Annotated in this window: 7 protein-coding genes and 6 tRNA genes; 2 read left to right on the plus strand and 11 right to left on the minus strand. The window is 36.5% G+C overall.

The genetic code is table 11. From position 1 onward, the window contains the following. The first annotated feature begins 8 nt into the window (after window positions 1–8). The gene (locus H4J39_RS19020; protein ID WP_182225617.1) at window positions 9–3,323 is read left to right on the plus strand and encodes a complex I subunit 5 family protein; all 3,315 of its coding nucleotides are present in this window, start codon (window positions 9–11) and stop codon (window positions 3,321–3,323) included. A 229-nt stretch (window positions 3,324–3,552) separates the two neighbouring features. On the opposite strand, the gene H4J39_RS01155 is transcribed toward H4J39_RS19020, so the two are convergent. From H4J39_RS01155 to H4J39_RS01205, 11 genes are all read right to left on the minus strand, one after another. After that, entirely contained in the window at window positions 3,553–5,832 is a 2,280-nt protein-coding gene (locus H4J39_RS01155) for an EAL domain-containing protein (protein ID WP_182225618.1), read from the minus strand. Window positions 5,833–6,455: 623 nt separating this feature from the next. Beyond that, window positions 6,456–6,541, minus strand: a tRNA-Leu gene (locus H4J39_RS01160). A gap of 235 nt (window positions 6,542–6,776) precedes the next feature. Further along, window positions 6,777–6,852, minus strand: a tRNA-Gly gene (locus tag H4J39_RS01165). Between the two features lie 59 nt (window positions 6,853–6,911). Beyond that, window positions 6,912–6,987: transfer RNA gene (locus H4J39_RS01170), tRNA-Gly, on the minus strand. Window positions 6,988–7,081: 94 nt separating this feature from the next. Continuing rightward, window positions 7,082–7,167, minus strand: a tRNA-Leu gene (locus tag H4J39_RS01175). Window positions 7,168–7,261: 94 nt separating this feature from the next. After that, a tRNA-Cys gene (locus H4J39_RS01180) sits at window positions 7,262–7,335 on the minus strand. A gap of 47 nt (window positions 7,336–7,382) precedes the next feature. Further along, a tRNA-Gly gene (locus H4J39_RS01185) sits at window positions 7,383–7,458 on the minus strand. 137 nt (window positions 7,459–7,595) lie between these two features. After that, window positions 7,596–8,183: a CDP-diacylglycerol--glycerol-3-phosphate 3-phosphatidyltransferase gene (gene pgsA / locus H4J39_RS01190; protein ID WP_182225619.1), complete on the minus strand. Its 588-nt coding sequence runs from the start codon at window positions 8,181–8,183 to the stop codon at window positions 7,596–7,598. Window positions 8,184–8,320: 137 nt separating this feature from the next. After that, on the minus strand, window positions 8,321–10,171 hold the full coding sequence (gene uvrC / locus H4J39_RS01195) for an excinuclease ABC subunit UvrC (protein ID WP_259368713.1): 1,851 nt from the start codon (window positions 10,169–10,171) through the stop codon (window positions 8,321–8,323). 3 nt (window positions 10,172–10,174) lie between these two features. After that, window positions 10,175–10,819, minus strand: coding sequence for a UvrY/SirA/GacA family response regulator transcription factor (gene uvrY / locus H4J39_RS01200; protein ID WP_182181109.1), 645 nt, complete (start codon window positions 10,817–10,819; stop codon window positions 10,175–10,177). A gap of 186 nt (window positions 10,820–11,005) precedes the next feature. Next, window positions 11,006–11,260, minus strand: a complete 255-nt coding sequence (locus H4J39_RS01205; RefSeq protein WP_182181110.1) for a hypothetical protein — start codon at window positions 11,258–11,260, stop codon at window positions 11,006–11,008. Between the two features lie 183 nt (window positions 11,261–11,443). Here H4J39_RS01205 and fabA point away from each other — a divergent pair, with 183 nt between their 5' ends. After that, on the plus strand, window positions 11,444–11,959 hold the full coding sequence (fabA, locus tag H4J39_RS01210; RefSeq protein WP_182181111.1) for a bifunctional 3-hydroxydecanoyl-ACP dehydratase/trans-2-decenoyl-ACP isomerase: 516 nt from the start codon (window positions 11,444–11,446) through the stop codon (window positions 11,957–11,959). The last annotated feature ends 74 nt before the right edge of the window (window positions 11,960–12,033 follow it).

Consider the following 12,033-nt stretch of genomic DNA (forward strand, 5'->3'; position numbering starts at 1 on the left):
ATTTTGTCATGTTAAACGACTGGCTACCGCTTATTATCTTAATCGTTGCCTTTAGTACCGGTATTTTGATGATGGTGATCAATGAGAAAAATGAACGACTTAGAACATCCGTTAATTTAACCAGTGCCGCCGTAAACATCATCTTAATTGGCATAATGCTTTTGGGGGTTTCTCAAGGTGAGGTGTTTGAAACACGGTTACCGCTATTACCTGATATTAACTTGGTGCTCAAAGCTGATGCCCTTTCTTTAGCTTTTGTTACTCTTTCGGGCGTATTATGGTTTTTCACAACGATTTATGCTGTTGGTTACTTTAAGCACGGTAAACACAAAAGCCGATTTTTTGGTTTTTTTAGTCTCTGTGTTTTTTCAACTTTAGGTGTGGCTTTAGCTGGTAATTTAATTACTTTTTTAATTTTTTATGAGTTACTTACCCTCGCTACTTACCCATTAATTGTGCATAAAGGTAACGCAGACTCTTTAAAGTCAGGTAAAACTTATTTACGTTATACCATGATCGGTGGCGCTATTTTAATGATCGCTGTGGTTTGGCTGAAATCTATCGCGGGCGCATTAGATTTTTCAACACCTGATATCCTAATTAATACCCCCAATATAGATGCGACCACAATCACGATTATCTTTGTCATGCTAATGATAGGTTTAGGTGTAAAAGCTGCTTTATTTCCCCTACATGGCTGGCTACCTCGCGCTATGGCTGCACCTGCGCCAGTTAGTTCGTTATTGCATGCTGTCGCGGTAGTTAAAGCGGGAGCTTTTGGTATTATACGTGTCGTTTATGATGTTTATGGTGTTGACCTAGCAAGCACATTGGGCGTATTGCAGGTATTAGTGATATTTGCTTGTATTACCATTATTTATGGCTCAGTCAGAGCTATTTATCAAGACGATATAAAAAAGCGACTGGCTTATTCAACCGTTAGTCAGGTCTCATATATTACCCTAGGTATTGCATTAGCTGGCCCTATCGCAGCCGTTGGCGCTATTATGCATTTAGTTCATCAGGGGTTAATGAAAATCACTATGTTCTTTTGTGCAGGCTTGCTTGCAGAAACACACCACATTTATAAAGTCAGTGAGTTAAACGGTATTGCTAAAAAAATGCCTATCACAATGACCGCCTTCACCATTGCAATTTTAGGGATGATTGGCATACCACCCATCGCTGGTTTTGTTTCTAAGTGGTACCTTGGTGTTGGAGCCATCGAAGCAGGTAATTCTTGGGTCATTTTGGTGTTAGCGGGTAGTAGTGTTTTAAACGCCATTTATTTTTTACCACTGGTTTATCGAGCATGGTTTCTTGACCCTATCGAGGAGACTCAAGCTATTGACCATAGTCCTGTAACGGCTCATATACAAGCCAGTCCAGAGACTAAACAGCATATTCAAGTAGAGAAAAAATCGACACTTGAAGCGCATTGGATGATGGTATTACCGCCAGTTGTTACTATTACTTTTGCTATACTGGCAGGCCTATTTGCTAACAGTCAATATAGCGCATTGAGTTGGTCAAAGCTTATTGCAACATCTGAATCAATTGGCTTTAGTCAAATGGCAACTGTGTTACAACCAAGTATTCTACCTGTGCAAATGTCGAGTTTATTAGTGTGGTGTATTATGCTGCCATTGATATTAGCCGCATTAATTATGCTACTTCCCAAAGTGAAACAATTTACATATTTAATGCCTCTATGCGCTATTCCTGCTATTTATTTAGGCTTACAGTCCGAGTACTTACTGCAAAGCATACCGTTTTTATTCTTTGGGAGTGAATTATTACTTAATGAACTCAGCCAAGGGTTTTTATTATTAGCAGGGTTGTTGTGGTTCCTCAGCTCATCGTATGCTTTATTTTATCGGCATTTAGGTAAAAACAAATCTCACTTTATGGCACTATTTTGTGTAGCCATGGCCAGCAGCTTTGGTTTAGTGCTTAGTGCGGATATGTTTGGTTTTTTGACCTTTTTCACCTTTATGAGTTTATCTTCCTATGTACTCATTATTCGAGATAAAACAGAAGCAGCAGTATCAGCGGCTAATGTGTATATAAAGTGGGTAATTATAGGTGAAGTCGCTATTTTTAGTGCCTTTTGTATTCTTAACTATATGGAGTTATCTCAACAAATAGTTAACCCTGTTTTATTACAGTTCATGGGGGTAATGTTAATTATTGGTTTTGGGATAAAAATTGGCTTATTTGGATTTCACACCTGGTTACCGCTTGCGCACCCCGTTGCAGCAGTACCTGCTAGTGCATTATTAAGTGGTTTTATGGTGAAAGCGGGCATGATTGGTTGGTTTAAGTTTTTCCCCTTTCAATCTAATGAAGTCGCCACATTTTATCATCTAGGTTTACTGACTATCGGTGTTGGGGTTATAGGCGCCTTTTACTCAGCCTTAAAGGGCTTAGGGCAAAAAGATCCTAAAGCGGTATTGGCTTACTCGACGGTTAGCCAAATGGGAATATTATCGGCTTGTTTTGGTGTGGTATTGTCCTTTCCTTCACTCAAAGATCCGATGACCATCGCCATTGTTTTCTATGCAATTCATCACGGCTTAGCTAAGTCAGCCCTATTTTTATCTGTGGGCATTACCCCCTTATTGAATAAGCAAAGCACGACCTCAATATATTTGCGAGTCATGACTTATCTCATCATGATATTACCAGCGTTATCACTGGTTGGTGCAGCTTTTACTAGTGGTTTTTTTGCTAAGAATGAAGTTAAAATGTTACTTAATGATCTACCTTATTTAAAATATGCGATTATTATTAGTGCCTTATTTACCGGACTATTGATGTGCCGATTTATCCATATGGCCTACTATAAAGGTCAGTCAAACAGTCATCACACTCCAAGTTCTGATTATCCATTACTCGCTATTTGCAGCGCTAATACAATATTAGTGTTGCTAGCACCTTGGTATTTGATCAATGAAAAATACACATTATCCAGCTTATTATCATTAGTGACCTTAAGCAGTTTTATTTCATCAATAATACCCATTGTTCTCGCCATTATTATCTATAAATTACTGATGGTATATAAACTAGATGATCGTTCATTTTATTCGGTTAAAGTATCGAGGCTTTTAAGTCTCAATAAGCCTTTATTTAACAACATTAAGCTCATAAAAAATAATCAACAACGATATCTTGGCTCTACTGTATTGTCCCAGTTAAAAACCTTTATTGATAAAAAACTGTCACCACAAGAAGTTATGCCACTGAATATGCAGTCAACTTATGTGTCGTTGGTATTAATAGGTGTTTGTATTTTATTATTAGTGGCGTTTGGCTTTTGATCTAAATATTTCAGAACATAATGAGGTTATTAGTTTGATGCGTTTAAATGCCTATAACATTTTCCCCAAATAGATGATGAGAGTTACGGGTCTGCGTGTGTTTAACAAAACAATAGCACAGTTACCTCATCGACCTTTTAGGTGTCTATGTATCACCACTATTATCAGTGTCACTGTTAAGTCGTTTTAATGCTCTTTTACTGTGTTTTATGAGTTATTAGTGAGTTACTTAGTTATTGTTCACTTGAACGTCAATCACCGGGCTAACGACATTAAGTTTATGCCACTCTACATACTCATTTTTGATCATAGGTTTTGCAATAATATAACCTTGAATTGAATCAATATGCATAGCTGTTAATATTTCAAATTGTTCTATCCCTTCAACCCCTTCAGCAATCACGGTTATATTAAGACTTTTGGCCAAATTTATAATCAAATTTACACGCTTAAGTCCGCTACCATCATCTAACACTTTATCAATGAGGCTTTTATCAATTTTTAATTCATTAATAGGAAAAACACTTAGGTGTGCCAGGCGAGAATAACCGGTACCAAAATCATCTATTGAAAAGATAAATCCATATTTGTTAAGTTCTTCCATCTGTCTTGCGGTACTTTCCATATCACCAGAGAGCATTGATTCTGTAATTTCTAATTTAATTTGTGATGGTCGTATATTAAAGTCATTAATCACATTAAGTAACTCAGAATTTAAGGAAAGTGAGTTAAATTGACAGTGACTTATATTAATCGATACACTAAATAAATCATCAATAATGTTTTTAGCACTCAGTTGTTCAATTAAAACACAGATATCCTTTAGTACAATATGTTGTAACTTATTCATGAGACCATACTGTTCAGCAATCGGTATGAACTCATTGGGCGCTATCAGTCCTTTTATGGGATGATCCCATCGAATAAGCGCCTCTGCGCCAATAACTTTTCCTAATGCACTTATTTGCGGTTGAAAGTAAGTGCAAAACTCATTACAAGCGATAGCCCTGACAAGATCTATTTCAAGTTCAGCCTGGTTTTCTAGTAATGTTTGTAATCGAGGGTCATAGAAGCTATAACGATTCCCCCCTTTCATTTTAGAACGGTACATCGCGGTATCTGCGAACTTCAATATATTATCTGTAACTGAATTTTTACTATCAATTAGGCAAATACCAATACTACAACTCATCTGAAATGCTAATCCCTCGACCTCAAATTTTTTATTGAATACACTTTGCAGTTTTTGAGCAACAATTTCTGCTTCGATATTCGCTTGCTCATTGTCATCACCGACATATTCTAACAAAATAATGAACTCATCGCCTCCAACTCTGGCTAAAGTGTCAGATGATCTTATAACAGAACTCAATCGGTATGACAGTTCAACTAAAAGTTCATCACCAGCGCTATGTCCTAATGAATCGTTAATTTTTTTAAAGTTGTCTAAGTCTAAAAATAATAAGGCCCCTGTTTTATGTGAACGTTTTATTCTTTCAACGCACATAGTTAACCTTTCGTTAAGCATTCTACGATTAGGCAAGTTTGTTAATGGATCAAAAAAAGCTAATCGTTCGACTTCTTTTTCTGCATTTTTACGGATTGTAATATCCCTTGCCATCCATACAATATGTCTTTTAGATGGGTTACTTTTTTGGTAATTTTCAATGGGTGCAGTTCTTCCTTCGAAAATAACCCTACCTTTTTGAACGTCAAGTTCATATTCAAAAATTTGAACCTCGTTTGTTGCTAATGTTTTATTAATCACGGCCATAATTGGCTGTGAATCCTTTTTAGGCAAAACGGCATTTACATTTTTGTGAATAAGTTTACTTAACGACTTATATAACAATTCATCAGATGAGCCATAAATGTCAGTATATTCACCCTCTTCACTTAAGATTAAGGTTAAATCAGGCATAACTTTAGTAAAAGCTTTAAACTTTTCATTACTTTGCTGTAGGTCAGCGATTAACTGCTCAACCATAAGCCCCTCAGCATTTTTTTCTAATGCTATGCTAGAAAAGTGTACGAAATAATCGATTAATTCTAAATCTTTGGTGGAAGGTGTTTTAGGAGCGCTATGGTAAATAGCGAACGTACCGAGAATATTGGATTGTGTCGAGATAATAGGTGTTGACCAGCACGATTGAAGGCCAAAATTTAGCGCGAGTTCCTTAAAGTCAATCCAAAGCAATGATGTTTCTATATCTTCAACAATAATACGGGACTTTAAATATGCTGCTGTTCCACATGAGCCTACATTTGGACCTATATGTATGCCATTTATTAACTGACAATATTTATCATCAATATTGGGTGCTGCACAATGAAAAAGTTGCTCTCCCTTTAACAACAATATTGAGCATCTTGCCGACTTATCATCAATAAGTTCTTCAATAGATAAACAAATATCGTGTAAAACATCATTTAAAGATGTCCCTAATGCAATTTTAGATAATATATCTTGTTGGTGAAAAAGTAACTTTTTTAACCTAACGGTATCCATACTTCACCATAGACTTTTAATGACATTAATTATTCATTGTTAAAAATATTTTAAGCGTCAAATACATAAAAGAATTTACGTTATGAACTTCATTCTTATATCAGCATAGTTTATTAGTTATGATTAATCAGCTTTTCTTTAAATTTACATAAGTAATCAATCGCAAGTAAGCTTAATTTAGCCACGTTTAGAAAAATTCACGTTATTTTGCAGACCATAATAGTGTTGTTGTTGCGATAAATTAATCTAAATAAAAATGACAAGAACAGTATTTTACGATACTGAAGTTAACTATAGTGGCTGAAAATTAACGCTTAACTGCTTAACTGCTTAACTGCTTACAATGAGAATAATGAATAATGAATACTGATAAAACTCAGAAATAAGTAAGGGCTAGAAACGGGTAAATATATCAGAGTATATTTATTCATTAGAAATATCTTTTTAGCATGATGATTTTTAAAATATAATCTTTAAAGAACGTCAAAAATATTACAGATATGTTGTTGATATATAAAATTAATTATTTATTAAATATTGATAGTTGCATGATTCATGCGAGATGGTAAGTTTACTACTGCTGAGTATAACTTTGATTTACTGTACAGAAAGAACAGTAAAGGTGGTACCCGGAGACGGACTTGAACCGTCACACTCTATGAGCGAGGGATTTTAAATCCCTTGTGTCTACCAATTCCACCACCCGGGCATCGGATAATTCTTTTTAAAGTAGAGATTGGCTCCCTACTAACACTGCTACACTTATATAGAAATCGTGAAGAAGAGACTTGAGCAATTAATAAGACTGTATCTTATACTACTCTCTAGCTTATTAAAACACTAGAATTGTAATTATTAACAATGAATTACATTTTTATTAACAAATTACATTCACAATTAACATTAATGCTTTGCTAATAAATTTAGTTCATTCAAAACTAAATTGGAGCGGCTAACGAGACTCGAACTCGTGACATTCACGTTGGCAACGTGATGCTCTACCAGCTGAGCTACAGCCGCTTCGTAGATTAAATAACTAAACATTATTTAAGGTATTACTAATAAATCTAAAATAAAATTGGAGCGGCTAACGAGACTCGAACTCGTGACATTCACGTTGGCAACGTGATGCTCTACCAGCTGAGCTACAGCCGCTTCATTTCTTGCTTTTATACAAGTTAATATTTTTTACTTGTACGTGCCAGCGTACATCAATTAAATTACCCTCTTTAATTCCATAAGGAAAAAGTGGTACCCGGAGACGGACTTGAACCGTCACACTCTATGAGCGAGGGATTTTAAATCCCTTGTGTCTACCAATTCCACCACCCGGGCATCGGATAATTATTTTTTAGAGTAGAGATTGGTTCCCTACTTATTAGCATTTAAACTAATTCCTTTATACTCCCACACTTATTTACATAAGATATGGAGGCGGGTCCCGGAGTCGAACCGAGGTAGACGGATTTGCAATCCGCAGCATAACCAGTCTGCCAACCCGCCAAACTTTTACACTTGACAATAACGAAAATAATATTACAAATCAAACTTGGAGCGGCTAACGAGACTCGAACTCGTGACATTCACGTTGGCAACGTGATGCTCTACCAGCTGAGCTACAGCCGCTTCATCTGCTGACTCCCTGTCAACTTGGGACGCATTCTACATTGAAATTATTTGGAGTCAACAGTTTAATTTCAATTTTGTTTTGACTGCTTAAAAAGCGGCTAATTTGACGTTTTTTTAACTAAAAACATCATTTTCTAACTGTTTTGTTTAACTAACTCAGGCCAAGCCACTTTAAAATAAGCGATCATCGACCAAAAAGTAAGCACCGTAGCTATCGCATAAAAGCTATAAGCGATAAACATTAATATTTCATGCGGAAAATTAAACAAAATTAATGGAATATCATAATCGGGTTGCCAAATAAGTCCCATAATACCTAACATTTGCGCAGCTGTTTTATACTTACCCATTTGCGACACAGCAATTTCATCTCGCTTACCACGAGAAGACATAAATTCACGCAAGGCGCTAATAAATATTTCACGAGCAATCATTAAGATGGCTGAAATTGAAATCCACCATAATTGATAGTCTTGAATAAGGAGTACTAAAGCGGCAACAACCATTAGCTTATCAGCAACAGGGTCAATGAACGCGCCAAAAGCTGAAGATTGATTGAGTTTACGTGCTAAGTAGCCATCAAGGGCATCACTAATAGCTGCAAGCCAGAATACGGCAAATGCGCCGAAATGATTCCATGATACCGGTAAATAAAACACCACTAAAAACACAGGTATTAATACTATACGGAACATAGTAATTTGATTTGGAATAGTCCACATAAATTTATTTTACTACTAATGACAACAAGCGTTGTCACATTCTACACAGATTAGAGGCTGGGCGTAAATTTTTATCAAAAAAACAAACAGAATAAATAAAGATGTATTTAAGTCATTCTTTTAAAAAATCACTTCACTTACTTTTCATGGAGGGCATTATAAATAGCTTCAGCTAGCACTTTACTAATACCGGGAACTTTTTCAAGCGTGCTTCTATCTGCTTGCATTACTTCTTGTAGGCCACCTAAGTACTTTAGGAGAGCTTGACGTTTCTTGGCGCCAATACCTTCGATAGATTCAAGTGTTGATTTTTTGCTGGCTTTTTGACGTTTAGCTCGATGTCCAGTAATAGCAAAGCGATGTGACTCATCACGTATGTGTTGTACTAAATGTAAAGCTGAGGAGGTAGGGGGTAAAGAAATTAATTGGTGGCTGCCCGCTAAAATCAACGTTTCAAGTCCAGGCTTTCGCCCTTCTCCTTTTGCAACGCCCACTAATAAGGGGATTTTGTCTAATGTTGTATTAGCCTGAAGGTTTGCAAAGAACTCTTCGGCTTTTGATAGTTGCCCTTTGCCGCCATCAATAAAGACGATGTCAGGCATGTTTTCCATATTAGTCACTTTGCCATAACGCTTGTTAAGCGCAAAAGCCATCGCTGCATAATCATCTCCGGGAGTGATGCCATAAACATTATAACGTCGGTAATCACTTTTTAACGGCCCTTCTTGATTAAAAACCACATTTGATGCCACAGTTTGTTGACCCATGGTATGGCTAATATCAAAGCACTCAATTCGATTAATTCCATTATCTAGTTCAAAGACTTCATTTAATGCCGAAAAACGTGCCTGCATTGAAGCTTTATGACTATTTTTTGTGGCTAATGCATTTTGTGCATTGGTACACGCTAATTTTAAATATTGTGCGCGCTCACTGCGTACGCTTGTTGATATTTTAACATTACGCTCAGCTTGTTCACTTAAAAGCTGAGTAAGTTCTTCAATCTGTTCAAAGCTTTCGCTGATCACTATTTCTTTGGGTATAACAGCACTGTTTAAGTCTTGCCCTAAGTAATGCTGGCTGATAAATGCTTGATAGACTTCTGCTTGTTCGGTATCAGCTGGAACACTTGGAAAATAGCTCTTACTTCCTAAAATTTTTTGATCGCGTATAAATAATACGTGCACACAAACCTGTGACTTCTCAATGTAAATACCGATCACATCAAGCTCTGCGACAATACCACTAACGAACTGCTGTTTTTGAACTTGTCGTAAAGTGGCTATTTGATCACGGTATTTCGCCGCACTCTCAAAATTAAGTGTTTGACTCGCTTCTTCCATTTTATTAACAAGACTAGTAATAACAGTAGAGCTTTTACCGCGTAAGAATAGTTTTGCCATATCAACTTGTTGTTGATAATCAACGGCTGATATTTTGTCAACACACGGCGCTGAGCATCGATTTAATTGATATTGCAAACAAGGACGACTGCGGGCACGGTAGTAGCTATCTTCGCACTGGCGAACAGGAAACAACTTTTGCATTAAACGAAGGCTTTCCCAAACAGCTCCAACGGTTGGATAAGGGCCAAAATATTCACCTTTAACCTTTTTGCCACCACGATGAACACCTAATTTAGGGTGTTTGTGATCAGTGATCAATAAATAGGGGTAAGATTTGTCGTCACGCAATAAAATATTATATTTAGGGAGATACTTTTTAATATAATTATTTTCAAGGATTAACGCTTCGCCCTCTGTGTGAGTTACGGTAACGTCAATGGCAATGATATGACTAACGAGCACTTTGGTTTTAGTGCTGCCGACATCTTTACGAAAATAACTCGCTAGACGCTTTTTAAGTTGCTTAGCTTTTCCTACATAGATAACGGCTTGGTGTTTATCGTACATCCGATAAACACCCGCTTGTTCAGAAACTGAAGAGAGAAAAGCTTGATGATCAAAAATGGGCTGAGTTACTGACAAAGTTTATAATGTTTCTGTTTTAATCATACCGTGGCGAATAGCAAGATGAGTTAGTTCGACATCATTACCGACATTTAATTTTTCAAACATTCGGTAACGGTAACTATTAATCGTTTTGGTGCTTAAAATAAGTTGTTCTGAAATATGAGGGACTTTTTCACCACGCGTGATCATCAACATAATTTGTAGTTCACGTTCAGACAACATATTAAATGGATTTTCTTGATTAGATTTAAACTGGCTTAATGCCATTTGCTGCGCGATATCGGGTGTTATGTAACGTTGCCCGCTATTAACTGCACGAATAGCGTTAACCATTTCATCAGCACCGGCCCCTTTCGTTAAATAACCGGCAGCACCAATCTGCATAACTTTTGTAGGGATAGGGTCTTCAGAATAAACCGTTAAGACAATAACTTTTATGTCGGGTGAATAGCGAATTATTTTTTTAGTCGCTTCTAAACCACCGATACCAGGCATGTTCATGTCCATTAGCACAACATGGGGTTCATTTTTACGACAAAATTGTACGGCTTCTTCTCCAGTTTCGGCCTCACCAATAACCTTAAGTCCTTTAACGTCGTCAAGAATTCTACGTATCCCTGTACGAACCAACTCATGGTCATCAACCAATAAAACATTTATCAACGGAAGTTCACCTTAATTTACAATTTTTATTGTGTAGAAGAATACTGCCATTAATATCCTTACTTTATAAGATCAGAGCATATAGGGTATTAACAAACAGCACAATTGAATTTAACTATCTTGATTAAAAAAGTGTAGCATAAATTTTCCTCTGCCTTATTTACAGACAATGAGGTTGATTTTTAACTACAGGTCATGCTTTTTCAACCAATTATTCAGTAAACCAATTTGACCATTTTTATAAGCCGCATAGGTTAACCGAACAGCATTGCTTAAAATAACACTGTCAGTCCATTTAGTTTGTTCGGCAATGAGTTCGTAGCAATTTTGCGCTTCTGGAGATAAATAACCACGCATTTCCTTTTTACCACACTCTTTTTGCCGTTCGCGGTAGCGTTTTTGCTTTTCTGCGTTGCTAAACGCTTTTTTATCATCTTTCATCAGTATGTTACCAAATTCCTTTAAAAAAAAACAAGGTTATGCGTAACCAAATAATATATAAAAAAGTAGTAATGATCTAACTTTATATCAATAAAATTCAAATAAAGTACTGCTCAGAGTTGTTTAGTGTACAGGTGTTCGCTAAAGTAGCGAATAATTTTATTACTGAAGAAAAGTGACCTCATGTTAGATCAAAATTCATACTCTAAAGAAGACTTAGTAAAAGCGGGTACGGGCGAAATGTTTGGCGAAGGAAATAGCCAATTGCCTTCAGACAATATGCTTATGATGGACCGTATTATTTCTATCACTGAAGATGGCGGCGAATACGGTAAAGGCGAGATTATTGCTGAACTTGATATTAGTCCCGACCTTTGGTTTTTTGATTGCCATTTCAAAGGTGACCCCGTAATGCCAGGCTGTTTAGGTTTAGACGCTATGTGGCAACTGGTGGGTTTCTTCCTAGGTTGGTCTGGTGGACCTGGCCGTGGCCGTGCACTTGGCGTGGGTGAAGTGAAATTTACCGGTCAAATTTTACCGACGAATAAAAAGGTTACCTATAAAATTACTTTAAAACGCGTCATAAAACGTAAACTTTTCATGGGTATTGCTGATGGTGAAGTTTTAGTTGACGGTAGAGTAATCTACACAGCTAAAGACTTAAAAGTAGGTTTATTTACGGATACAACGTCTTTCTAAAATAAGTTTTATTTACATTATTACAGCGCGTCACATGATTAAAACTAAAGCCCACTTTTTAAACAGTGGGCTTT

Origin of the sequence: Colwellia sp. Bg11-12 (assembly GCF_014076955.1) — a bacterium.
Lineage (GTDB): Bacteria > Pseudomonadota > Gammaproteobacteria > Enterobacterales > Alteromonadaceae > Colwellia_A.

Bases quoted from the DNA above. Each gene is read 5' to 3' on its own strand.
- H4J39_RS19020 (WP_182225617.1), top strand. From the start codon at position 9: ATGTTAAACGACTGGCTACCGCTTATTATCTTAATCGTTGCCTTTAGT.
- H4J39_RS01155 (WP_182225618.1), bottom strand. From the start codon at position 5,832: ATGGATACCGTTAGGTTAAAAAAGTTACTTTTTCACCAACAAGATATA.
- pgsA (WP_182225619.1), bottom strand. From the start codon at position 8,183: ATGTGGACTATTCCAAATCAAATTACTATGTTCCGTATAGTATTAATA.
- H4J39_RS01205 (WP_182181110.1), bottom strand. From the start codon at position 11,260: ATGAAAGATGATAAAAAAGCGTTTAGCAACGCAGAAAAGCAAAAACGC.
- fabA (WP_182181111.1), top strand. From the start codon at position 11,444: ATGTTAGATCAAAATTCATACTCTAAAGAAGACTTAGTAAAAGCGGGT.